General features: G+C 69.9%; 18 protein-coding genes and 1 other RNA gene. 10 read left to right on the plus strand and 9 right to left on the minus strand.

What is annotated here, in order from left to right; translation table 11 throughout:
* Nucleotides 1-127: 127 nt before the first annotated feature.
* Complete coding sequence (locus tag ABJF88_04730; protein ID MEP0546215.1) at nt 128-2,200, minus strand: maltotransferase domain-containing protein; 2,073 nt, start codon at nt 2,198-2,200, stop codon at nt 128-130.
* A 346-nt stretch (nt 2,201-2,546) separates the two neighbouring features.
* On the opposite strand from ABJF88_04730, the gene glgX reads away from it, so the two are divergent.
* Nucleotides 2,547-4,682: a glycogen debranching protein GlgX gene (gene glgX, locus ABJF88_04735; protein MEP0546216.1), complete on the plus strand. Its 2,136-nt coding sequence runs from the start codon at nt 2,547-2,549 to the stop codon at nt 4,680-4,682.
* A gap of 59 nt (nt 4,683-4,741) precedes the next feature.
* Here glgX and treY read toward each other — a convergent pair whose 3' ends face one another.
* The 3 genes from treY to malQ all read right to left on the minus strand — a co-directional run bounded on the left by treY (nt 4,742) and on the right by malQ (nt 10,875).
* Nucleotides 4,742-7,402 carry a malto-oligosyltrehalose synthase gene (gene treY, locus ABJF88_04740; protein ID MEP0546217.1) on the minus strand — a complete coding sequence of 887 codons (2,661 nt, stop codon included), beginning with the start codon at nt 7,400-7,402 and terminating at the stop codon, nt 4,742-4,744.
* A gap of 153 nt (nt 7,403-7,555) precedes the next feature.
* Entirely contained in the window at nt 7,556-9,316 is a 1,761-nt protein-coding gene (treZ, locus tag ABJF88_04745) for a malto-oligosyltrehalose trehalohydrolase (GenBank protein ID MEP0546218.1), read from the minus strand.
* On the minus strand, nt 9,313-10,875 hold the full coding sequence (gene malQ / locus ABJF88_04750; GenBank protein MEP0546219.1) for a 4-alpha-glucanotransferase: 1,563 nt from the start codon (nt 10,873-10,875) through the stop codon (nt 9,313-9,315). The genes treZ and malQ overlap by 4 nt, the downstream gene beginning before the upstream one ends.
* Before the next feature lie 171 nt (nt 10,876-11,046).
* Between malQ and ABJF88_04755 the strand changes: the two genes are divergently transcribed.
* Complete coding sequence (locus ABJF88_04755; protein MEP0546220.1) at nt 11,047-11,991, plus strand: ring-cleaving dioxygenase; 945 nt, start codon at nt 11,047-11,049, stop codon at nt 11,989-11,991.
* Nucleotides 11,992-12,052: 61 nt separating this feature from the next.
* Here ABJF88_04755 and ssrA read toward each other — a convergent pair.
* Nucleotides 12,053-12,426: a transfer-messenger RNA gene (gene ssrA / locus ABJF88_04760) on the minus strand.
* 85 nt (nt 12,427-12,511) lie between these two features.
* Entirely contained in the window at nt 12,512-13,036 is a 525-nt protein-coding gene (locus tag ABJF88_04765; protein ID MEP0546221.1) for a hypothetical protein, read from the minus strand.
* 851 nt (nt 13,037-13,887) lie between these two features.
* On the opposite strand from ABJF88_04765, the gene ABJF88_04770 reads away from it, so the two are divergent.
* The 4 genes from ABJF88_04770 (at nt 13,888) to ABJF88_04785 (ending at nt 17,203) form a co-directional block, all read left to right on the plus strand.
* Complete coding sequence (locus ABJF88_04770; protein ID MEP0546222.1) at nt 13,888-14,205, plus strand: YtxH domain-containing protein; 318 nt, start codon at nt 13,888-13,890, stop codon at nt 14,203-14,205.
* 113 nt (nt 14,206-14,318) lie between these two features.
* On the plus strand, nt 14,319-15,236 hold the full coding sequence (locus ABJF88_04775; GenBank protein ID MEP0546223.1) for a YaaA family protein: 918 nt from the start codon (nt 14,319-14,321) through the stop codon (nt 15,234-15,236).
* A 3-nt stretch (nt 15,237-15,239) separates the two neighbouring features.
* Entirely contained in the window at nt 15,240-15,866 is a 627-nt protein-coding gene (gene udk / locus ABJF88_04780; protein MEP0546224.1) for a uridine kinase, read from the plus strand.
* Nucleotides 15,867-15,892: 26 nt separating this feature from the next.
* Entirely contained in the window at nt 15,893-17,203 is a 1,311-nt protein-coding gene (locus tag ABJF88_04785; protein ID MEP0546225.1) for an alpha-amylase family glycosyl hydrolase, read from the plus strand.
* Nucleotides 17,204-17,225: 22 nt separating this feature from the next.
* Here ABJF88_04785 and ABJF88_04790 read toward each other — a convergent pair whose 3' ends face one another.
* The 3 genes from ABJF88_04790 to ABJF88_04800 all read right to left on the minus strand — a co-directional run bounded on the left by ABJF88_04790 (nt 17,226) and on the right by ABJF88_04800 (nt 19,662).
* Nucleotides 17,226-17,990 (minus strand): type III pantothenate kinase, encoded by a 765-nt coding sequence (locus tag ABJF88_04790; GenBank protein MEP0546226.1) that lies wholly within the window; start codon nt 17,988-17,990, stop codon nt 17,226-17,228.
* Nucleotides 17,991-18,090: 100 nt separating this feature from the next.
* Nucleotides 18,091-18,873: a biotin--[acetyl-CoA-carboxylase] ligase gene (locus ABJF88_04795; protein MEP0546227.1), complete on the minus strand. Its 783-nt coding sequence runs from the start codon at nt 18,871-18,873 to the stop codon at nt 18,091-18,093.
* A 3-nt stretch (nt 18,874-18,876) separates the two neighbouring features.
* Entirely contained in the window at nt 18,877-19,662 is a 786-nt protein-coding gene (locus ABJF88_04800; protein ID MEP0546228.1) for a hypothetical protein, read from the minus strand.
* Nucleotides 19,663-19,833: 171 nt separating this feature from the next.
* On the opposite strand from ABJF88_04800, the gene ABJF88_04805 reads away from it, so the two are divergent.
* The 4 genes from ABJF88_04805 (at nt 19,834) to ABJF88_04820 (ending at nt 23,199) form a co-directional block, all read left to right on the plus strand.
* The gene (locus ABJF88_04805) at nt 19,834-20,715 is read left to right on the plus strand and encodes an inositol monophosphatase family protein (GenBank protein MEP0546229.1); all 882 of its coding nucleotides are present in this window, start codon (nt 19,834-19,836) and stop codon (nt 20,713-20,715) included.
* Nucleotides 20,716-20,928: 213 nt separating this feature from the next.
* Entirely contained in the window at nt 20,929-21,432 is a 504-nt protein-coding gene (locus tag ABJF88_04810; protein MEP0546230.1) for a response regulator, read from the plus strand.
* A gap of 92 nt (nt 21,433-21,524) precedes the next feature.
* Nucleotides 21,525-22,367 (plus strand): enoyl-ACP reductase, encoded by an 843-nt coding sequence (locus tag ABJF88_04815; protein ID MEP0546231.1) that lies wholly within the window; start codon nt 21,525-21,527, stop codon nt 22,365-22,367.
* Between the two features lie 73 nt (nt 22,368-22,440).
* Nucleotides 22,441-23,199: an HAD family hydrolase gene (locus tag ABJF88_04820; GenBank protein ID MEP0546232.1), complete on the plus strand. Its 759-nt coding sequence runs from the start codon at nt 22,441-22,443 to the stop codon at nt 23,197-23,199.
* The last annotated feature ends 19 nt before the right edge of the window (nt 23,200-23,218 follow it).

Here is a 23,218-nt window from a genome sequence, read left to right on the forward strand (position 1 = left end):
GCTGCGTCTGTACGGGGCGGAAGGGGAAACGGGCGGTCAGGCGGAGCGGGTCAGGCGGTAGAGCGGCGGTAGGGGCACGATGCATCGTGCCCCTGCGTCAGCGGGGCTGGCATCGACCGGGGCGGCTTCAGGCGCGGACTTCGAAGTCGCGCTCGGTGCGGGCGCGGCGCTCGATCCGGAAGATGTGCGCGGGAAGCGTGTGCGGGTGGAGCTCGACGTAGTTGCTCGCGCCGTGCCACGTGTAGCGCTCGCCGCCGAGGACATCGTGGACCTCGAAGGGCCGGTGCGCGTCCATGCCCCACACGTGGAGCGGGAGCGTCAGCCACCCGGCCTGCGTGTTGTACGGGTCGAGGTTGACGACGCAGAGGACGAGGTTCGGCGGGTTCTCGCCGCCGGGCTCGGGCGGGGCCTCTTTGTAGTAGGCGAGGAGGTGCGGGTTGTCCGTCGGGATGAACCGGAGGTTGCGCATGAACTGGAGCGCGCGGTTCTCGCGGCGGACCCGGTTGACGCGTTTGAGGAGGGGCTGGAGGCTCGTCGGGTCCTGCCAGTTCCAGTGGCGGACCTCGTACTTCTCGTTGTCGCTGTACTCCTCCCGCTTCGGGTGCTGGTCCGCCTCGACGTGCTCGAACGGCGGCCCGTAGAGCCCGTACGCCGACGACATCGTGGCGGCGAGGACGAAGCGGACGACGTGGGCCGGGCGCCCGCCGTGGGCGAGATAGTCGGTGAGGATGTCGGGCGTGTTCGGCCAGAAGTTGGGCCGGTAGTACTCGCCGATCTCGGTCTGGAACAGCTCCTCGCCGTATTCCTGCAGCTCATCCTTCGTGTTGCGCCACGCGAAGTAGGTGTACGAGTTGTTGAAGCCGAGCTTGGCGAGGGTGTACATCGTCCGCGGCTTGGCGAACGCCTCGGCGAGGAAGATGAGGTCGGGATGTTCGGCCCGCAGCTCGCCGATGCACCACTCCCAGAACGCGAACGGCTTCGTGTGCGGGTTGTCCACGCGGAAGACGCGGACGCCTTTGTCGATCCAGAACTCGAACACGGACTTCAGCTCGTCCCAGAGCGCGCGCCAGTCCTCGGTCTCGAAGTCGAGCGGGTAGACGTCCTGGTATTTCTTCGGCGGGTTCTCGGCGTAGCGGATCGTGCCGTCGGGCCGGTGGCGGAACCACCCAGCGTGCTCTTTCACGTACGGGTGGTCGGGCGAGGTCTGGAACGCGATGTCGAGCGCGACCTTGAGCCCGAGCTCGTCGGCCTTCGCCACGAAGCGCTCGAACGCCGGCATCCCGCCGAGCTCGGGCGCGACGGCTTTGTGTCCGCCGTCTTTACTCCCGATCGCCCACGGGCTGCCGGGCTCGCCGGGCTTCGCGGTGGGCGCGTTGTCCTTCCCCTTGCGGAACTGCGTGCCGATCGGGTGGACGGGCGGGAGGTAGACGATGTCGAAGCCGAGGTCGTGGACACGCGGGAGCCGCGCCGCCGCGTCGTCGAGCGTGCCGTGACGGGGCTTCCCGTCTTCGCCGAGGTCGGCGGCGGAGCGGGGGAAGAACTCGTACCACGCGCCGAAGCGGGCGAGCTCGGGGTCGACGCGGACGCCGAGCCAGCCGCTTTCGACGGCGCCCTCGGCGGGGTCGTTCGCCCGTACGAGCTCGATCACTTCGGTCTTGAGCGCAGCCTCAGCCTCGCCCTTCTCGAACCGCTTCGCGTAGTGCTCGAGGCGCTTGCGGTCGTCGGCGTCGGCGTGCGCGGCGGCGCGGCGGAGGAGGGCGGCCCCATCGAGGAGCTCGGTGTCGAGTTCCTTTTTCGGCACGGCGCCCTCGACGCGGCGGCGGAACTGGTCCTGCCACGTCCCGAACTGGTCGAGCCACGCGCGCACGTTGTAGCGGTAGCGCCCGAGCCGCTCGACGCGGAAGCTCGCGACGTACTCGTCGTTGTAGCGGAGCGGCATCGGCGCCGTGTGCACGGCGTCCTCGCCCTCGCCCTCGTAGTGCCACTGCAGCTCGACAGCCAGCTTCTCGTGCCCGTCGACGATGGCCCCGGCGACGACTTCGACCTCTTCTCCGACGGAGCGCTGGATCGGCCACCGGCCCCCGTCGATGCGTGGGGTGAGGGTGGCGAGGACGACGCGGGACCAGCTTTCGGGGGCGGGCGAGGGTTTGAGGGAGGTCGTCTCGGGGGAAGGCGCAGCCGCAGGGTGAGGAGCGTGCATCGGCGAGGGAGAAGCGGGGGGAGAGGGGTGAGCACCGGGGCGGAGCGGGTACGCCGTCGGCTACTCTGTTCAATCGGGCGGGCGGAGAAAGGATCCGATAGCGGCGACTCGCCGCCCGTCGTTCGCGATTCAGCGAAGGGGCGACCCTGCCGATACAGAGGGGGAGCGGCCGGGGAACCGTCCGGCGTATTATCCACCGCGCCTCGTCCCCTCTCCGCGCGAACCGACCGCCCGCTCCGGCGTGTCACGGCCCGCACCGCGGGTCCCGCTCCCGCTTTCCCACCGGCTGACCCCCCTTCCCGTGACCCCCAGCGACACTACGGCGGAGGCCCCGCGCCCCGCCTCCATCGCCCTCGACCGCCGCCCCCGCGTCCTCCCCGGCAAGCCCTACCCGCTCGGCGCGACGTGGGACGGCCTCGGCGTCAACTTCACGCTCTACAGCGAGCGCGCCGAGCGCGTCGAGCTCGTCCTCTTCGACAGCCCGCACGACGAGGCGCCGAGCGCCGTCGTCGACCTCAGCGAGCGGACGGGGCCGGTGTGGCACGGCTACCTCCGCGGCATCCGGCCGGGCCAGCTCTACGGCTACCGCGTCCACGGCCCGTACCGCCCCGAGGAAGGGCTCCGCTTCAACCCCAACAAGGTCCTCCTCGACCCCTACGCGAAGGGCGTCGGCCGCCCCGTTCAGTGGGACGACAGCCTCTTCGGCTACAAGATCGGCGACCCGAAAGAGGACCTCAGCTTCGACGAGCGCGACAGCGCGCCGTTCGCCCCGCTCGGCGCCGTCGTCGAGGACCGGTTCGAGTGGGGGGACGACCGGCTGCCTCAAGTGCCGTGGGAGAACACGATCATCTACGAGACCCACGTCAAGGGCATCTCGATGCGTCACCCCGACGTCCCCGAGGAGTTCCGCGGGACGTACCTCGGCATGGCCTCCGACCCCATCCTCGATCACCTCCGCCGCCTCGGCGTGACGACGGTCCAGCTCCTCCCCGTCCACGCCAAGCTCCACGACCGTCGCCTCGTGGACATGGACCTTGCCAACTACTGGGGCTACAACACGCTCAACTTCTTCGCGCCCGAGCCGGACTACTGCACCGAGGGCGCTATCACGGGCGTGCGCGAGTTCAAGATGATGGTCCGCGCCCTCCACGCCGCCGGCCTCGAAGTCATCATCGACGTCGTCTACAACCACACGGCCGAGGGGAGCCGCCTCGGCCCGACGCTCTCGTGGCGCGGCATCGACAACGTCGGCTACTACAAGGCGAACCCGGCCGAGCCGCGCTATCTGATGGATTACACGGGGACGGGCAACACGCTCGACGTCGGCAACCCGTACGTGCTCCAGATGATCACCGACAGCCTCCGCTACTGGGTGACGGAGATGCACGTCGACGGCTTCCGCTTCGACCTCGCCGCGGCCCTCGCCCGCGAGCTGTTCGACGTGGACATGCTGGCGTCGTTCTTCCAGGTGATCCAGCAGGACCCCGTGCTCAACCGCGTCAAGCTCATCGCCGAGCCGTGGGACGTCGGGCCCGGCGGCTACCAGGTCGGCAGCTTCCCGTGGCAGTGGGCCGAGTGGAACGGCCGCTTCCGCGACACCGTCCGCCAGTTCTGGCGCGGCGACTCCGGGCTCAAGGGCGAATTCGCCACGCGGATGGCCGGCTCGTCGGACCTCTACGAGCGCTCCGGCCGCCGCCCCTTCGCCTCGATCAACTTCATCACGGCCCACGACGGATTCACGATCGAGGACCTCGTCTCGTACGACGAGAAGAACAACTGGGCCAACGGCGAGGAGAACCGCGACGGCCACGAGCCGAACTACTCCACGAACTGCGGCGTCGACGGGCCGACGGACGACGACGCGGTGCTCGACTGCCGCGAGCGGCTCAAGCGCGCCCTCGTCGGCACGCTCTTCCTCGCGCAGGGCGTCCCGATGCTCTTGGGCGGCGACGAACTCTCGCGCACGCAGGCGGGCAACAATAACACGTACTGCCAGGACAACGAGCTCAACTGGTACGACTGGGACCTCGACGAGCGCGAGCAGGAATTCCTCGACTTCGTCTGCGAGACGATCGCCTTCCGCAAGGCCCACGCCTCGTTCCGCCGCCGCCACTTCCTCAACGGACGGCCCGACGAGCACGGCGTCCGCGACGCGCTCTGGTGGCACCCGGACGGCCGCGAGATGTCGCCCGAGGACTGGGACCGCAACGGGCTCAAGGCCTTCGGGATGCTGCTCCGCGGCGACCGCATTCGCGGCGTCAACGCCCGCGGCGAGCGCCGGAGCGACGACACGTTCCTCCTCCTCTTCAACAAGAGCGCCGAGCCCATCACGCTCCACCTCCCCGCCGAAGAGGCCGGCAACCCGGTGCGCTGGGAAACCGTCGAGCCCTTCGACGAGGTTGAGCAGACCTCGTTCGAGGCCGACGAGCCGGCGGCGCTCGACGCGCATTCCATCCTCGTCCTCCGCGCCGTCCTGACCTGAGCGCCACGGCCGAACCGACGGTAGAGACGCCTCGGGCGGGGTGTCTCTACGGGATGGCGCTACGGATCGGAACGCTTCAGCACGGCCCACGGCAGCGGTGTCGCCCCGGCGTCGAGCGTCGCCGCAGGCCCGACCCTCGCGCCGGTCAGCCATTCCGTCCACGTCCAGCCCGCCCACGCATCTGGCAGGGGAATCGTAGCGGGGCCAGCATCGGCGAAGGTGGCGGGGAAGCGGGGGACGAGCACGACGAGCGCGTCGTCTTCCGTCTCGCGGGCGTAGGCGATCCAGTGCTCGGCGCCCTCACCCTCGGGTTCGAGCGCGCGGTAGTCGCCGGCGAACAAATCAGGGTGTGCACGGCGGAGGCGGAGGAGGCGCGCGGTGACGAAGAGCTTGACGCGCTCGTCCTGCCCGTCCACGAGGTCTCGGAGCGCGTCGGCCCCGACGGATCGGGCCAGGCTGTCGGGCGAGGCGAGCGTGTCGGCGAACGTGTCGAGGAGGGCGGCGCGGTGGTCGTAGTCGACGGGCCGGCGGTTGTCGGGGTCCACGAGCGAGAGGTCGAGGAGCTCGGTGCCTTGGTAGAAATCGGGGACGCCGGGCGTCGTCAGCTTGAGGACGGTCTGGCTGAGGGTGTGGAAGAAGCCGAGGCGGGCGAGCTCGGCGGCGAAGGCGTCGAGCGCGTCGGACGTCCGCTCGTCGGTGGTGACGCCGCGCACGAAGGCGTCGAGGTCGGCCTCGTACGGCTCGTTCGGGTTGATCCAGCTCGTGCGGAGCTTGCTCTCGCGGGCGGCTTTCTGGAGGTAGTCGGCGAGGCGGTCGGCGAGCGTCGCGTGGTCGGCGCCGTGCCAGAGCGCGGCGAGGGTCTGGAAGAAGAGGTAGGCGTGCGTCGGCAGCGGGCCGTGCTCGCCCCGGTATCGCTGCCCGATGTCGTCGAGGACGGCGAGCGTCTCGTCCCAACGGTCGGAGACTTCGGCGAGGGCGACGAGCCGCATCCGCGTGTCCTCGCCGCGCTTGTGGTCGTGCGTGGCCGTGGCGATCAGGCCGTCGGGGTAGCGGAGGGCGCGGAAGCGGGCGTGGGCGTGGAACGCCTCGGGCGCGAGGGCGAACTCGGCGGGCTCGCCGCCGACCTCGTTGAGCCCCGTCAGCCGGTGGTAGCGGTAGAACGCCGTGTCCTCGACGCCCTTCGCCATGACGGGCGCCGTGTACTGCTGGAACCGGCCGACCCAGCCGCGCTGCGCAGCCCGCAGGTCGTCCCGGACTTCGCCGAGGGCGACGCGGGCGATGAAGTCGTAGACCGTGGACTCGGAAGCGGGGTTGCGTTGCTTGGCGCGGTGGATGGCCCGTTCGATAACGGCGCGGGCGTCTTCCTCGTCGTAGTCGGGGAGGTAGGTTCGGTACCGGTCCACGGCGGCGACGGTCTCGGCGAGGGCCTCGCGGAGTGCTTCGAGCGTGAAGTCCCGCGTGTGGTAGTCGGCCTCGGAGAGCCGGTCGAGCTCATAGGCGAGGCGGAAGAGCTCGCTGGAGAGGCTCGTCTCCATCACGAGGACTTTGCTTCGGTGCACCTCGCGGTCCCACGGCCGGCGCTCGGGCGCGAACCGTCGCCACGTTCGGTCGAGCGGGCGTTCGGCGTCGGGGCGGAGGAGGAGGTGCAGCACGTCGTTCATGAACCCGTAGCCCGTCGTCCCGGCGACGGGCCAGTCCTCGGGGAGGGTTTCGCCGTGGGCGAGGATCTTCTCGACCCAGACCTGCGACGCGCCGAGCTCGCGGAGGTGAGCGAGGTAGCCGTGGGGGTCGAAGAGCCCGTCGATGTGGTCGATCCGTACGCCGGCAACGGCCTCGTGCGTGAGCAATTCGCCGAGGAGGCGGTGGGCCTCCCAGAACACGTCGTCGTCCTCCATCCGCAGCCCGACGAGTTCGTTGATGTCGAAGAAGCGGCGGTAGTTGATCTCGTAGCCGGCCGTCCGCCAGTGCGAGAGCCGCCAGCACTGCCGCTCCAGCAGGTCGTGGAGCTCGCCGGGGGCGAAGGCCTCGTCCCAGTCGGTGAGGTCGATGCGCTCGGCGAGGGCGGCGAGGCGGAGGCGGAGGGCCTCGGCCTTCTCGCGCTCGGCGGGTTCGAGCCCGTCGTAGGCGTCGAGGAGGTCTTTGAGGTCCCAGTAGTCCTCGGTCCGCTCGAAGCGGGGGAGCGCGGCGGCGAGGAGCGTGGCGTACGTCGCGGGGCTGAGGGCGAAGCGGTTGTCGTAGTACGTCGCGTAGAACCGGCCGTCGTCGTAGCCCAGCCCCAGCTCGCCCGCGTCGAGGGCCTCGCCGTACGGTCCCCCGAGGAACGGGAGGTGGACTTTCCCGCGCAGCTCCGGCTTGAGCGGGCGCCAGTCGACGTCGAAGGTGCGGGCGTGGGGCGAATGGGGGCCGTAGGCGAGGACGTCCTGCCACGCCGCGTTCCGCGTCCCGACGCCCGCGTGGTTCGGGACCCAGTCGAGGATGACGCCCAGCCCGCGCTCGGCCGCCGCGTCGAGCAGGCGGTCGAGCCCGTCGCGCCCGCCGTACGCCGCGCGCACCTCGTTGTGGTCGACGACGTCGTAGCCGTGCGTGCTCCCCTCGCGCGCCTCGGTGACGGGGGAGAGGTAGAGGTGGCTGACGCCGAGGCGTTCGAGGTAGGGCAGGAGCGCCTCGGCCTCGGCGAAGCCGAAGTCGGGCTGAAGCTGGAGTCGGTAACTAGCGGTCACGGAAGAGAGGGTGAGAGGAGGGAGCGGACCCCCCGCCGCGCTCGCACCTGCTCCGCAGGAGGCTTCGCGCGGCTGTCCCCCTTGAAGGGGGACAGCTTTTCGGTCCTGGAGCGGAGGGACGTGTCCCGGAGCGATGGATCGGAAAGCAGGGGGTCAGGTGCGGACGAGCACCGCGCCGGGGCGGGTGAACCGGAGCGTGCCGTCGGCCACCTCCGGCGGGAGCGGGTCGGCAGCGAACTCGTGCTGCTCGGTGTGGAGGACGACGGCGCCGTCCGGCAGCGGGAGCGCGACGTCGTCGGCGAAGGAGAGCAGAAGGTGGTACGCGCCACGGCGGACGTGGAGCCCGCGCTCGCCGTGGGCTTCGGCTTCGACGCCGTCGGGGAGGTCGCGGCGGAGGGCGAGGAGGGCGTGGTAGAGCGCGAGGGTGTGGGCGTGGCCCGGCGCCTCGCGCTCATCCCAATCGAGCCGGCTCCGCTCGAACGTCGATGCGTCCTGCGGGTCGGGCACGGCGCCGCCGAAGCCGGGGAAGTCCTCGAACTCCGACCTCCTCCCCGCGCTCACGAGCGGGCCGAGCTCGGCGTTGTGATCGGTGAAGAACTGGAACGGCGCGGTGGCGGCCCACTCCTGTCCCATGAAGAGGAGCGGCAGCTCGGGCGCGAAGAGGAGGAGCGCGCTCGCCGCCCGGTACGCCGCCGGCTCGACGGAGTCCGGGAGCCGGTCGCCCGCCGGGCGGTTGCCGATCTGGTCGTGGTTCTGGATGCAGACGACGCACTGCGCGGGGCGGATCGGGTCGGCGCTCGTGCCGCGCGGCTTCGCGGTGGTTTTGCTCGGGCGGCCGTCGTAGAACCACCCGCGCTCGACGGTCTCGGCGATGTCGGCCGTCGTCGCGTCGGCGAAGTCGGCGTAATAGCCCTCGGTGTCCCCGGCGACGATGTTACGGACGAGGTGGTGGAGGTCGTCGGCCCAGACGGCGTCGAGCCCGAAGCCGTCTGGGCGCGGGAGGAGGAGCGTGTTCAGGTTCCGGTGGTCCTCGGCGACGAGCACGCGGCGCGGGCCGGGGAGCGCGGCGACGGCTTCGCTCAGCTCGGCGAGGAGGTGCGGCTCGCTGTCGTCGACGAGTGCGTGCGTGGCGTCGAGGCGGAGGCCGTCGAGGTGGTACTCGCGGAGCCAGTAGAGCGCGTTGTCGAGGATGAGGTCGCGGACGCCGCGGCTGCCGTCGTCGTCGAGGTTGATGGCGTCGCCCCACGGCGTGCGGTGCTTGTCGGTGAAGACGGGGCCGAAGGCGGCGAGATACGCGCCGTCGGGGCCGAGGTGGTTGTAGACGGCATCGAGGAAGACGGCGAGGCCGAGGCCGTGGGCGCGGTCGACGAGCGCGCGGAGGTCGTCGGGCGTGCCGTAGGCTCGGCTCGGGGCGTAGAGCGCGGCGCCGTCGTAGCCCCAGTTCCACCGGCCGGGGAAGTCGGCGACGGGCATCAACTCGACGGCCGTCACGCCGAGGTCGCGGAGATACTCCAGCCGCTCGGTCGCGGCGCAGAACGTCCCCTCCGGCGTGAAGGTGCCGACGTGCAGCTCGTAAAAGACGAGGTCGCGCTGCGCCACGCCGCCCCAGGCCGCATCGCCCCACGAGAACGCCTCGGGGTTTACGACTTCGGACGGCCCGTGCACGCCCTCGGGCTGGAACCGCGAGGCCGGGTCGGGGAGCGGGTCGCCGTCGTCGAGCCGAACGCGATAGCGCTGGCCGGCGCTGACGCTGTCGACGACGTGCTCGAAGTAGCCGCCGCTCACGGGGTCGAGCGGGACCGCACGGTTTTCGGGTTCGAGGACGAGCGTGACGTGTTCGGCGGCGGGGGCCCACACGCGGAAGCGGGTGCCGTCGCCTTCGGGCAGCGCGCCGAGGCGGAGGGGGGCGTTCATGACGGAGAGGTGGCGGAGAGAGAGGTCGGCGCGGCGTCCGCTTTCGCGTCGTCGCCGGGCAGAGGAGAGGAGGCAGATGCACGCCCGTAGGTCTCGGTGAGGTCCCGGAGGCGCGTGATCGTCTCGTCGTCCACGGCGTCCCACGCGAAGCGCCACGCCCAGTTGCCGTCCTCGCGGCCGGGCACGTTCATCCGGGCCTCGCCGCCCAGCCCGAGCACGTCCTGCACCGGGAAGACGGCGCGCTCCACGACCGACGCCATCACGGCGCGGACGGCGGCCCAGTGGATCGGCTCGCTGGACCAGTCGAGCCCGAGGTAGCGGCGGGCGAAGGCACGGTCCGCGTCCGCCAGCCCGTCCCACCAGCCGACGACGGTGTCGTTGTCGTGCGTGCCTGTGTACCCGGCGAGCGCGCGCTGGTAGTGGTGGGGGAGGTACTCGCTCTCCGGGTCGCCGAACGCGAACTGGAGCACGACCATCCCCGGCAGGTCGAACTCCGCCATGAGCGCGCGGACGGAGGGCGTGATGAGGCCGAGGTCCTCGGCGACGAGGGGGAGCGGCGTTCCGATCTCGCGCTCGAACGCGCGGAAGAGGTCGGCGCCGGGGCCGTCGACCCACTGCCCGTTAACGGCGGTCTTCTCGTCGGCGGGGATGGCCCAGAAGGCTTCGAAGCCGCGGAAGTGGTCGAGGCGGACGAGGTCCACGAGGGCGAGGGCGCGGGCGAGCCGGGCGGTCCACCACGCGTAGCCGTGCGCCCGCATCCGGTCCCAGCGGTAGAGCGGGTTGCCCCAGCGCTGGCCCGTCGCGCTGAAGTAATCGGGCGGGACGCCGGCGACGGCCGTCGGCAGCCCGTCGGGGTCGAGGTGGAAGAGGTGCGGCGAGGCCCACACGTCGGCGCTGTCGTGAGCGACGTAGATCGGGAGGTCGCCGAAGACCTGCACGCCGCGCTCGCGTGCGTGAGCGCGGAGGGCCTCCCACTGCTCGGCAAAGACGAACTGCGCGAAGCGGTGCTGCTCGATGGCGTCGGCGTGTTCGGCGCGGGCGGCGTCGAGCGCGTCGGCGTTGCGTCGGGCGAGCGGGGCCGGCCAGTCGGTCCACGCTACGTCGTCGTGATGAGCCTTGAGCGCCGTGAAGAGGGCGTAGTCGTCGAGCCAGTGGGCCTCGCGGGCGCAGAACGCGCGGTAGTCGGCGGAGAATCCCACCTGCCGGGCGCGCTCGAACGCTCGTCTGAGTAGGGCCGCCTTGAACGGGATCACCCGGTCGAAGTCGACGTGGTCCGTGGGGAAGTCCGGCGCGTCTTCGAGCTCGTCCGGCTCCAGCCAGCCCGCGTCGGCCAGGCGTTCGGGGCTGATGAGGAGCGGGTTGCCCGCGAACGTCGAGGGGCTGGCGTAGGGCGAGTGCCCGTGGCCGACGGGCGTCAGCGGGAGCACTTGCCAAACGGTCTGCCCGGCCTCGGCGAGCGTGTCGATGAAGCGGACGGCGCCGGGTCCGAAATCGCCGATCCCGAAGGGGCTGGGTAGCGAGGTGACGTGGAGCAGGAGGCCGCTGGAACGGGAGGCCATGCGCGAAGGAGGAGAGGGGAGGGAGGAGAGCCGGGACCGTCGGCGGGAGGGGTCCGAGGATACGGACGATCCACTCTGTCTCAGGGATCCGTCCGGCGTTCTCACGCAGCATTCGCGCAGACCGACCGCCGTATTCTACGCCGCAACTCTTCCTCATCGACCGCGCCTCTCATGGACCTGACCGGCATCCACCATCTCACCGCCGTCTCCGCCGACATCCGGGCGAACTACCGCTTCTACACCGACGTGATGGGGATGCGTCTCGTGAAGCGCAGCGTCAACCAGGACGACGTCAGCGCCTATCACCTGTTCTATTCCGACGCCGTCGGCAGCCCCGGCAACGATCTCACGTTCTTCGACTGGGACGTGCCCCGCGAGCGACGCGGCACCCGGAGCATCACGCGCACCCACCTCCGCGTGCACGGTCGCGAAGCGCTCGATTGGTGGCGCGACCGATTAGTCGAGCACGGCGTCGTCGCTGGCGAGATCGCCGAGCGGGACGGTCGCTGCGTGGTCGACTTCGAGGACCCCGAGGGCCAGCGCCTCGCCCTCGTCGACGACGGGGGGCAGGGCGACGCGACTCACCCGTGGGAGCGGAGCCCCGTCCCGGCCGATTACCAGATCCGCGGCCTCGGTCCTATCGTGATGAGCGTGCCGGCACTCCCGCCCACGGAGCGCGTGCTGACGCATGTGATGAACATGCGCGCGGCCCGGACCTTCGAGCACGACGGCCGCACCGTCCACGTCTTCGAGATGGGCGCGGGCGGCCCCCACGCCGAGCTACACGTGGTCGTCGAGCCGGACGCGCCCGCCGCGCGGCCGGGCGCTGGCGGCGTCCACCACGTCGCGTTCCGCACGCCGAACGAGGCCGAGTACCACGCGTGGGCCGAGCGGCTGCGCACCCTCGGCGTCCCCAACAGCGGCGAGGTGGACCGGTACTACTTCCGAAGTCTCTACTTCCGCGAGCCCGGCGGCGTCCTCTTCGAGATCGCCACGGACGGCCCCGGCTTCGCCGTGGACGAGGACCCGGCCACGCTGGGAGAGCAGGTCGTGCTGCCGCCGTTTTTGGAGCCGCGTCGCGCAGAGATTGTCGCCAACCTCAAGCCGATTGACTGAACGAAAAAGGTTGACTGAACGAAAAAGGGCGCCCCGCCAGCGAATGACAGGGCGCCCTCAGGTGTGGAGATGCCGGGAGTCGAACCCGGGTCCGAAGCGAGCTACAGTCCAAGCGTCTACATGTGTAGTCCGCGTATTCGAGGTCTTTGCTCGTGCGGCGATGCCCACGAACAGGGCTTCCGCGCGAGCGCAGGCTGATTGAGTTTCGCTGCTACGGCTCAGCCGGAGCCTTGGCAGCTAGCTTATCTAAGTCGATGCCTGCAAGAAGGTCCAATAAGCGAGCCCTTCAGGAGACAGCTGGGGGCTTTACGCCGCCAGCGCGTACGAGTAATCGTTCGCAGTTGTTGGTTTTCTCAGCGAAGGTTACGGGCGTGCTGAGAACCACCCGACACGCAGCCTGCCGCACGATCGCTCCGTCGAATCCAAAACATCCCCAATTGTAAAAGAACGTCCGCTCAGAGAAGTCGCGCACCGTGGTGAGCCCTTTCCGAACGACGCACACTAAACCCGTGGCCTCTCGTCAGGTTCCGTCCAGATCCTCTTCGTCGCGCTCACGAGGCGTCCCGATGGGGTAGAGCCCCTGCGCTTCGAACGCCTCGTTTAATTCTGGCAGGAGCGCCTGGCGCAGCCCGCTGCTGAGGTAGGGAATCTTCGAGCGGCCTCCCGTGAAATACCGGCGGACCGGATGGAAGAGCACGCGGACGTGGTGATCTCCGATGGGAACGACGTCGAGTGAAACGAGCACGCGGTACAAACCCCAGTCACTGAGTTGGCGGCCCTCGGTGGAGACAGCGTTGGGGGAGGCGGGAGGCGCTTCGTCCCAGCCCGCCTCGGCGAGGGCCATCCGGATCCGCTCGTAGACGTCGTCCTGCTCCGTCGTCGTTTCCGCTTCGAGGCTCGCGCGCTCCGCGAGGGACAGGTCGGTCAATGGCTCGACGTCGAAGTCGCGGTAGAGCGGGGAGAACGAAGGGGCGCAACCGGCACTTACGAAAAGCCCGAAGAGGCACCCGCAGAGACAGAAGAAGAGGCGAAACCGATGGAGCATGGCTCAGAGGAAAGCGCGACGGACTCTGAGTATACACAGCCTGCGGAGGCGCGACGGGGCAAAAAAGCGCCACAAAAAAAGCCGGACGAACGCGCTCACCCAAACGCGTTCGCCCGGCGCGGAGGCTAGCATCCGTGATGCGCAGTGCGTCGTGCACTGGATGCACCTTCGCTCGAGCAAGCTTCGGCAAAGGAGGCATTATCCGAAGCCTTCTCTGTTTCTCTATCAATGGGTATGCCAAACCGCTAGCGGCGCCGTCTGCCGGGCAGGCGGGGGGAGAGAAAGAGAGGAGTGTGCGGTATTCTGCACATGGCTGTACACAGGGGGGACGGGCATCGGCGCATGCCCTGATTAATCGAACTCCATCTGCGTGACTGAACTCCGTCCGTGGGACCGGCCGTGCTGCCTCTGAGAGAGGGCTCTCAGAGAGGTGAAGAGCGAGTTAATCGGATCGCGTAGGCCGAACCTCTTGGGGCGAGCCCCGTGTCAGCGTCCGCGTTGGCATTTGGAAGACCCTCCGCCGATGCGTACCTTTACCGGCTCCCGTTCCACCATCCTGACCCCCGACTCTATGCCGTGCGGCCGTAAGCGCAAGCGCCACAAGATCGCCACCCACAAGCGGAAGAAGCGGCTTCGTAAGAACCGCCACAAGAAGAAGAGCCGGTAGATCCGACCGGCGCCCGCCGCGCCGTGCGTCCTTTGCTGGGCGCATCTTCTAGGGTGTACCCTCGCAAAGAAGCTGCGTCCGGCTGGCCGGAAGCGGCTTTTTTGTTGGTGCCCACGCCGAACGGGGGACGCCGTATCTTCTCGAGTCGCTCCCCTCTCCGATTCAATTCAGCCTCTCTAGCTCCATGAGCACCCGTAACAAAAGCCTCGTTCATGCTTCCATCGCGGGAGCGCTCGCTGGCGTCGTTACCGGCTTCGGCCTCGGCCTGCTGGTCGCTCCCGACGAGGGGCGGAAGGTCCGGCGACGGCTCGCCTACCTGCTCGACCGGTGGTCGCACCAAGTGGCTACGCTCGTGGAGCAACTCGGCTCGGACGAGGTGCAGAGCGCGGCGCGCGAGAGCGGCGCCGCCCTCATCGCCGACGCCCGTGAGCAGGCCGAGCGCATCCTCGAAGACGCCAACTCGTTGATGAGCGAAGTGCGGCAGCGGCCATCGGACCGCTGATTCCACGGAGCGCCGACCCGTCGGTGACCCGCATCCCTCGGTAGTGTCCTCGTCCCTCGTCAGTGCACGTCCTGGTCCGGCTCGTCGCCGGCCGGTTCATCCCATCGCCCTATATGGCTAACTTCGCGATTCTGCTGCCCAGTGCCGAGGGGAAGGCCCCCGGCGGGAATCCCCTCGCCCCGGACATGTTCGACTACCGCACGTCGAACACCTTTAACTACTTCTCCGAGCTGAACCCCGAGCGGCGCGCCGTCATCAAAGAGCTGCAGCGGGTCGTGCAAGAAAGCGATGAGGCGGCGCTGGAGAAGCTCTTCGGCGTCAAGAGCGATACGCTCGAAGAGGCCGTCCAAGTCAACATGGAGATCCACGGGAGCCCGCTCCTCGCCGCCGTGGACCGCTACGGCCCTGGCGTGATGTACGAGGCGATGGAGTTCGCCGAACTGCCGACCGGCGCGCAGCGCCGCCTCCTCGAGAACGGCGTCATCTTCTCCGGCCTCTTCGGCCTGCTTCGCCCCGACGACCTCATCCCGAACTACCGTCTCAAGATGGACGCGCGGCTGCCCGAGATCGGGAAGCTCTCGAAGTTCTGGCGGCCCATCCTCAGCCCGGCGCTCAACAGCGCGCTCGCGGGCAAGTTCGTCTGGAACCTCCTGCCGCAGGCGCACCTCGACGCGTGGGAGGACGACGGGTCGTACCGGGCCATGGTGCAGGTGAAGTTCTTCGACGAGAAGGACGGCGAGCGCAAGCCGGTCACGCACAACGTGAAGCAACTCCGCGGCGCCCTCGTCAACTTCGTCGTCCGCGACCCGGCCGAGAGTGTCGACGAATTGCTGGAGTGGGAGGCGCCGGGCGGGTACGAGCTCGACGAGGAAGCGACGACGTTCGACGAGGCGACGAAGACGGGCACCGTCGTGATGGTGTCGAGCCCCGGCTGGGAAAAGCGGCGGGCCGAGCGCAACGCCGCCCGCGCAGAGATCGCTCGCGAAAAGGCCGCTGCGAAAGCGGCTCGCGAGGCCGACGACGACGAGTAAGCCATGTCCGTCGTGATCGGGATTGCGGGCGGGTCGGGCTCCGGCAAGACGACCGTGCAGCGGAAGATCATCGAGGCCTTCGGCCGCGATCAGATCGCCCTCCTCGATCACGACTCGTACTACGTCGATCTCTCGCACCTCCCGGCCGATGAGCGCGCTCGGTTCAACTTCGACCACCCGGACGCGCTCGAAACCGACCTCATGGTGGCCCACCTAGACCGCCTCCTCGGCGGCGAGCCGGTGGAGAAGCCGACGTACGACTTCACCTCGCACAGCCGCCGCGTCGAGACGGAGACGGTCTACCCGCACCCGGTCGTGATCGTCGAGGGCATCCTCGTGCTCGGCGAGCCGGCGCTGCGCGAGCGGATGGACATCAAAATCTTCGTCGACGCGCCCGATGACGTCCGCCTCATCCGCCGCATCCAGCGTGACCTCCACGAGCGTGGGCGCGACATCGAGAGCGTGATCCAGCAGTACAAGCGGACCGTCCGCCCGATGCACCTCGAGTTCGTCGAGCCGTCGAAGCGGAAAGCGGATGTGATCATCCCGCACGGCGGCCACAACCGCGTCGCGCTCGACATGGTGCTGGCCCACGTACAGACCCTCCTTCACCAGCCCAACGGGGCGTGACCCGCTCCCCACACCCGATGTCTGCGATGCGCACGCTCCTCCTCTCCGTATCGGCTGCCTTCCTGCTCGCGCTCGCCGGCTGCGCTCGCCCCGCCGAGCCCGTTCCTGTTGCCGTCTCTGGGGTCGATGCCGCCGCCGAGCATCCGGCGTGGATGGACGACCCGGTGATCTACGAACTCTACGTTCGCAGCTTCACGCCAGAGGGTACGTTCCGCGCCATCATCCCGCGCCTCGACGAGCTGAAAGAGCTCGGCGCGTCGGTGCTCTGGCTCATGCCGATCCACCCCGTCGGCGAGGCGCGGCGGAAGGGGACGCTGGGCTCGCCCTACGCCATCCGGGACTATAAAGACGTCAACCCCCGCTTCGGCACACTCGAGGATTTTCAGGCCCTCGTCGACGCCGTGCACGCGCGCGACATGCGGATCGTGATCGACCTCGTCGCCAACCACACGGCGTGGGACAACGCGTGGGTCGAGGCCCACCCGGAGTGGTACACGACCGACTCGACCGGTGCCCTCACGCACCCGCCCGGCACCGATTGGACGGATGTCGCTGACCTCAACTACGACGACCCCGACCTCCGCGCGGCGATGCGCGATGCGATGCGGTTCTGGGTCGAAGAAGTCGGCATCGACGGGTACCGGTGCGACGTGGCCGAGCTCGTCCCGACCGACTTCTGGGGTGACGCGATTGCCGAGCTGCGCGCGATCAAGCCTGTGCTGATGCTCGCCGAGGGCGCCGACCCCGAGCTCTACGACGCCGGCTTCGACCTGACGTACGCGTGGGACACCTACGGCGCGCTGAAGTCGATCTGGAACGGCGCGCCCGCCGACACGCTCTTCGCCGTGCTCGAGGCGGAGCGCGCCCGCTACGGCGACGCCGAGCGGATGCGCTTCACGACGAACCACGACGAGACTGCGTGGGACGCCACGCCGCTCGACCTCTTCGGCGGGACCGAAGGCGCGCAGGCCGCCGCCGTGATTGCGGCGACGCTGCCGGGCGCGCTCCTCGTCTACAACGGGCAGGAGGTCGGCGACACGCAGCAGCTCCCGCTCTTCGAAAAGGTGGCGATCCGATGGGATACCGACCCGGCGATGCGTGCCTTTTACGACGACCTCCTCGCCCGCCGCGCCGCCTCCGCTGCGATGCGGAGCGACACGGTCGAGCCGATCCCGCACGAGGCGGAGGCTGACGTCGTCGCCTATTACCGCATCGCGGCCGGCGACACGGCGCTCGTCGCCGTCAACGTCCGCGACCGGGCCGTGACGACGACGCTGCCCCGCGCCGGCTCGGTGACGCTGCCGCCGTTCGGGTGGCGCATCGACACGTCGAACTGAAGCGGGATGCCGGGCTGATCCGCTACGGATTGAGCTCCAGCACGTCGCGGACGCCGTAGAGCACGAGGTGCGGCTCGACGTGATCGATAGCCGCGATGTGCTCGGCGAGCAACTCGCTCCACCCGCCGGTGGCGACGACGAGCGGTGCGGCGCCGAGTTCGGCCGTGACGCGGGCGAGCAGGCCGCGTACGCCGTCGAGGAAGGGGAGCATCACGCCCGCCTGCAACGCCTCGGCCGTCGAGCGACCGACGGCGCGGCGCGGGACGACGGCGTCGATCTCGGGGAGCTGTGCGGTGCCGCGGGCGAGGGCGCGGCGCACGAGGTCCGGCCCGGCCCCGATCGATCCGCCGAGAAAGACGCCCTCCGCGCTGACGACCTCGAGCGTCACCGCCGTCCCCGCGTCCACGACGACGAGCGGCCGGTCCGGCGCGTCGCCGTGATACCGCGTCCACGCGCCCGCCGCCGCCGCGATGCGGTCGGTGCCGAGCGTGGCCGGCGTCTCGTACCCCATCTCGAACGGGAGCGCGAGCCCCGGCGCGACGGCGAGCGGGAGGTGCAGCGTCTCGGCCCTCGCCGCCTCGGTGATCAGCGCCGCGACGGCGGGGACGACCGAGGCGAGGCCGACGCGCTCCACGTCCGCTCCGTCGAGGTGGTGGCGGAGCGCATGGCGGTAGGCCGGGACCGACGCCGAGGCGTCGGAGGCGAGGCGGAACGTGCGGACGAGCGCGGGCCCATCGAAGAGTCCGCCTTTCACCGCTGTGTTGCCGATGTCGAGGGTGAGGATCATGGGAGCGAATCTACCGCGCCCGATCCATCCGTAGGGGCGGACCCACGTGTCCGTCCTGGTCGGGATTCCGCCCTGCATCGGGCCGGCACAAGGCCCGCCCCTACTTCGTGCGGAACGTCACGTCGCCCGCGTGCACGACGCGGAGGCCGTCGGCGGTGCGGAGTCGGAGCGCGCCCGTCGGGTCGATGCCGTCGACGATGCCCTCCAGCGGCTCCCCGTCGACGGCGACGTGGAGGCGGGCCGGTTCGCCGCGCCCGATCATCCGCTCGACGAACGCCTGCCGGACGGCGGGCGCGTCGCCCCGAGCGAGGCGGTCAGTCCAGTATTCCAGCCGCGCCAGCAACCGCGCTAGCACGGCCTCGCGCGGGACGAGCCGCCCCGCCTCCAGCCGCAGCGACGTGGCGCGGTCGGCGATGGAGTCGGGGAACGCATCTTGGTTCACGTTCAGCCCGATCCCGAGGACGACGAACGGTGCCGGGCCGAGGCTTGATTCGAGCAGCATCCCGCAGCACTTCCGCCCGCTGAGGAGCACGTCGTTCGGCCACTTGATGCGCGGCTCGACGGGAGCTGTCCACGGCGCCACGGCGTCGGCGACGGCGAGCCCGCCCGCGAGCGTGACGAGCCCGAGTTGGGTCGGCGGAAGCGCGGGGCGGAGGACGACGGAGAGGAGGAGGTTCTGGCCCGGCGCGTCGTCCCACGTCCGGCCGAGGCGGCCTCGGCCCGCCGTCTGGTGGTCGGTGAGGACGAGCGCGCCCTCGGGTGCGCCGGCCCGCGCCCACGCGGCGGCCTCGGCGTTCGTCGACGGGCACGCGGCGGAACTGCGCACCGAGCGCCCGAAGCGCTCGGTTTCGAGGATGTCGGCGAGGTCGTCGGCGAGGCGCATCGCTCAGCGTGCAGCCGCCGCCGCTGGCGCGAACTCGCTGTAGCGGCGGCTGAGGCGGAAGTGGCGCTTCGCCGTGAAGAGGGCGTCGAGCGTCGTCTCGAACCGCGTACTCTGCGGGAGCCAGCCGCCGGCTGGGCCGGGCTGGAGCAGGATCGTCGCGTCGCTCCGCTCGCTGAACAGCAGCGATGTCATCCGCTGCTGGAGCCGGATGCCGACGAGGTCGCCCGTGGCCGGATCGAGATAGAGCTGGGCGTGGCGGAGCGTTTTGTCGTCGCCCTCGCCGGGTCGCGCGTCGATGCTGAGGACACGGACGCGCCGGTCGCCGAGGCGGGTGTCCGACGCGAAGCGGAACTGATAGGCCTCGATCCCGCGCGGGTCGAGGTACGCCGGGTCCTCGGGGACGACGAGTGTCGCTGGGTTCTCCGCGGGGAGCGGGTCGATGTCGGGCTCGGACGCGAACAGGGCGAAGCCGCCGTAGTCGAACGCCCCTGTCGAATCGGCCTGCACGACGTCCGCCAGCGGTACGCCCCCATTCGGCGTCACCTCCGCCGCGACCGTCCGCGTGGCCTCGGTCCGGCCGTCTGTGCCGAGCTGCTCCGTGCGGGTCTCGACGCGGTAGCGGAACGCGTCGAGCCGGTCGAACGCGGCGGCGAGCGCGGCGGTGTCGGCCGCGCGGAGGAGGGCGAGGACGGAGTCGCGCTCGGCGGCGTCCTCGGGCGAGAGGGGGACCGACGGGGCCTCCGTGCAGGCGGCGAGGGGGAGGAGCAGGAGGAGGGCGAAGAGGCGCACGGGCTCGGGGTGTGAGAGGGCGCGGGGAGAACCGCCGACGCGCGGGATTGTTGCCACGGTCGGACGCGCCGCTGCGCAGGCGGGGGCCAACGAATTACAACGGAACCGAACAGAGGCGACCTTCCTCCGTTCCTTCTCCCGATCCTACACGCTCCCCCCACTCCCCGCCCGATGCCCGCTCCCGACTACCGGCGCGAACTCGTTGCCGCCGAGGCTGCCGCGCGCCGCGCCGGTGCCCACATCCGTCGCCACGCCGGCAACGCCGCCGGCGTCCGGCAGAAAGGCGTCCACGACCTCGTCACGGACGTCGACGAAGCGGCGCAGCGCCTGATCGTCGGCGACCTCGGCGCGGCGTGCCCGGACATCGCCGTGCTCGCCGAGGAGGGCACGTCCGACGCCGACCTCCGCGCCCGGCGCGGCGACACCGACGGCGCCCGCTGGATCATCGACCCCATCGACGGAACGACGAACTTCACGCGCGGCCTCGCGCCGTACTGCGTCTCGATCGCGCTCGAAGACCGGGGCGAGCTCGTGCTCGGCGTCGTCTACGAGATCACCGCCGACGAGATGTTCGCGGCCGTCCGCGGGCAGGGCCTCACGCTCGACGGCGCGCCTGCCGGAGTCAGCGCCACCGACACGCTCGCGCGCAGCCTCATCACGACGGGCTTCCCGTTCCGCCACTTCTGGTACGAGGACGAATACCTCGACGTGCTCCGTCAGTTTATGCGGACGACGCTCGGCGTGCGCCGCCCCGGCTCCGCCGCCGCCGACCTCGCCTACGTCGCCTGCGGCCGGTGCGACGCGTTCTTCGAAGCCGGGCTCGCGCCGTGGGACCTCGCCGCCGGCGTCGTGCTCGTCCGCGAGGGCGGGGGCCGCGTGACGGACCTCGAAGGGCACGACACGCTCCCGTTTAGCGGGCAGATCCTCGCCGCGAACGAGACGGTCCACGCCCTCATGCTGGCGCAGACGGGGCCGCTCGGGGCGGCGTATGCAGCGGGCCTCCAGGCACACGCCGACGACGAAGACGAACGGCCAATCGAGCGGACTACTTAAATTCCACCGTCCGGCCCTATCATGCGGGAAGCGTTCCATTATGCAGGCGATGCGTCTTAACATCGGCGCGGCACGGGCGATACCCTTTACAATGTCCTCGGCCAAACCGCCGTCGCGTCACGGGAGCCCACATGATCGGGCGGTTCTTTCGTACGCTGCTGTATTCCCGCGCCGCCCTGCCTCGCTGGCCCCCGAACTCCGCCAGGCCCTGCCATGAGCCCTCCGCCCTCCGCCGACCCCGCACCCGGCGCTTCCCACGCCGCCGATCGCCCCGTCATCCTCGTCGTGGACGACTACGCCGAGACCCGACGGCTGCTCTATTTCTACCTCCGCGCCACCTACGAGGTCGTCATGGTCGAGTCGGCCGAGGAGGCGCTCGCGTACCTCGGCGGCAACCGCGTCGACCTCGTGGTGATGGACATCAACTTCCAGGACGGGATGAACGGGATGGCGGCCACCGAGCGGATCCGCGCCGACCCCGCGCTCCAGCACCTCCCCGTCCTCGCCACCTCGGCCTACGCCTACCCCGACGACCGCGCCCGCTTCCTCAAAGCGGGCTTCAACGACTACATCGCCAAGCCGATCTTCAAGGAGCGCATGCTGAAGAAGGTGCGCGAGCTGCTCTCCGGCGGCGAGCGCGGCGTGTGGGTGACGAAGAAGGACACGGCGAACGACGACAAAGCCTCCCCCGGCGCGAGCGCCGCGCAGGAAGGCTGAACGACGCGCGAGCCGTACCGACAGCTTGCCACGGAACGGGCGGGCCGCTAGCTTTGGCGGTCCGCCCTTCTCTTATTCAACCGCCTCCACCCATGCCCACCTCCGCTGCCGGCCACGGCCTCCTCCACGGCAAACACGGCGTCATCTTCGGCGCGCTCGACGAGCGCAGCCTCGCGTGGCAGATCGCCACGGCGTGCCACCGCGAGGGCGCCACGTTCGCCCTCTCGAACGCGCCCGTCACGAAACGTTTCGGCAACATCGACGCCCTCGCCGAGCAAACCGGCAGCCCCGTCATCTACGCCGACGCGCAGAAAGACGACGAGCTCGACGCCCTCTTCGACCAGGTCAAATCCGATCACGGCCCCGTCGACTTCGTCGTCCACTCGATCGGGATGGGCGTGAACGTGCGGAAGGACCGGCCCTACGAGGATCTCAACCACGATTGGTACCTCAAGACGCTCGACATCTCGGCCGTCTCGCTCCACCGGATCGTGCAGGCCGGGCTGGCGAAGGACGCCCTCGCCGACGGTGGCTCGATCGTCACGCTCTCGTACATCGGCGCGCAGCGGGTCTTCTCGAAGTACTCCGAGATGGGCGATGCGAAGGCCCTCTTGGAAAGCATCGTCCGCGCCTTCGGCTACCGGCTCGGCAAGCGCGGCATCCGCATCAACTCCGTCAGCCAGAGCCCGACGCGGACGAGCGCCGGCGGTGGCATCGCCGGCTTCGACGCGATGTTCGACTTCGCCGACCTCATGGCCCCGCTCGGGAACGCCGACGCCGAGAGCTGCGCCGACTACGTGATCACGCTCCTCAGCGACCTCACGCGGATGGTGACGATGCAGAACCTCTTCCACGACGGCGGCTTCTCCGCGATGGGCATCTCCGACCGCACCGTCGAAATCCTCGCCGAAGCGATGGGAGGGGGCAACTCGTAAACTCTTGGCTGTTGGCTATTCGTTCGCTCCACAGAACCTATAACCAAAAGCCAAGAGCCGACAGCCACGCATCATGGTCAAGCTCTTCCTCGCCGATATCGACGGGTGCCTCGCTGCGCCGTACGAGCCGTACGATCTCGACGGCTTCCGCACGCTCGCCGACTTCGCCCGCCGTGCCGAGACCGACCCGACGCTGCCGCGCCTCGGGATCTGCTCGGGGCGGTCGTACGCCTACGTCGAAGCCGTGGCGCAGGCGCTCGGCCTCCGCGGGCCGGCCCTTTTCGAGAGCGGCGGCGGCCGGTTCGACCTCGCCACCGCGACGATCCGCTGGAGCCCCCTCCTGACGGACGACGTCGAGCGGGCGCTGAACGAGGTGCGCAGCTATTTCCATCGCGACGTGCTGCCCGGCTCGGGCTTCTCGTTCGACTACGGCAAGCGCGCCCAAGTCGGGCTCGTCGGGACGGATCAGGACGAGGTCGCGCGGATGGCGCCGCTCGTGGACCGCTTCGTCTCAGACGCGTTCCCCGACCTCATCGTCCATCCGACGCCCGTCTCGATCGACGTGCTGCCGCGCGCGCTGACGAAGCGGGTGGCGGTGGAGACCGTTGCGGAAGAGGAGGGGTTGACGGTCGGCGACCTCGCGTTCATCGGGGACACGCAGGGGGACATTGAAGCGCTGGAGGTGGTCGGCTATTCGTTCGCGCCGCAGAACGCCGCCGACGCGGTGAAGGCGGCCGTGCAGATGGTGACGGAGGGGGCGGTGTTGGACGGGATGCTGGAGGCCTACCACTGGTGCGTACGCCACAACGAAGCGGCCCTCATGGAGGCTTAACCGAGCCTCGTGCGCGGCC

This window comes from Rhodothermales bacterium, assembly GCA_039944855.1.
GTDB lineage: Bacteria > Bacteroidota > Rhodothermia > Rhodothermales > JANQRZ01 > JBBSMX01.

Coding starts and splice junctions, on each gene's coding strand:
- ABJF88_04730 (MEP0546215.1), bottom strand. CDS start 2,200: ATGCACGCTCCTCACCCTGCGGCTGCGCCTTCCCCCGAGACGACCTCC.
- treZ (MEP0546218.1), bottom strand. CDS start 9,316: ATGAACGCCCCCCTCCGCCTCGGCGCGCTGCCCGAAGGCGACGGCACC.
- malQ (MEP0546219.1), bottom strand. CDS start 10,875: ATGGCCTCCCGTTCCAGCGGCCTCCTGCTCCACGTCACCTCGCTACCC.
- ABJF88_04755 (MEP0546220.1), top strand. CDS start 11,047: ATGGACCTGACCGGCATCCACCATCTCACCGCCGTCTCCGCCGACATC.
- ABJF88_04765 (MEP0546221.1), bottom strand. CDS start 13,036: ATGCTCCATCGGTTTCGCCTCTTCTTCTGTCTCTGCGGGTGCCTCTTC.
- ABJF88_04770 (MEP0546222.1), top strand. CDS start 13,888: ATGAGCACCCGTAACAAAAGCCTCGTTCATGCTTCCATCGCGGGAGCG.
- ABJF88_04775 (MEP0546223.1), top strand. CDS start 14,319: ATGGCTAACTTCGCGATTCTGCTGCCCAGTGCCGAGGGGAAGGCCCCC.
- udk (MEP0546224.1), top strand. CDS start 15,240: ATGTCCGTCGTGATCGGGATTGCGGGCGGGTCGGGCTCCGGCAAGACG.
- ABJF88_04785 (MEP0546225.1), top strand. CDS start 15,893: ATGCGCACGCTCCTCCTCTCCGTATCGGCTGCCTTCCTGCTCGCGCTC.
- ABJF88_04790 (MEP0546226.1), bottom strand. CDS start 17,990: ATGATCCTCACCCTCGACATCGGCAACACAGCGGTGAAAGGCGGACTC.
- ABJF88_04795 (MEP0546227.1), bottom strand. CDS start 18,873: ATGCGCCTCGCCGACGACCTCGCCGACATCCTCGAAACCGAGCGCTTC.
- ABJF88_04805 (MEP0546229.1), top strand. CDS start 19,834: ATGCCCGCTCCCGACTACCGGCGCGAACTCGTTGCCGCCGAGGCTGCC.
- ABJF88_04810 (MEP0546230.1), top strand. CDS start 20,929: ATGAGCCCTCCGCCCTCCGCCGACCCCGCACCCGGCGCTTCCCACGCC.
- ABJF88_04815 (MEP0546231.1), top strand. CDS start 21,525: ATGCCCACCTCCGCTGCCGGCCACGGCCTCCTCCACGGCAAACACGGC.
- ABJF88_04820 (MEP0546232.1), top strand. CDS start 22,441: ATGGTCAAGCTCTTCCTCGCCGATATCGACGGGTGCCTCGCTGCGCCG.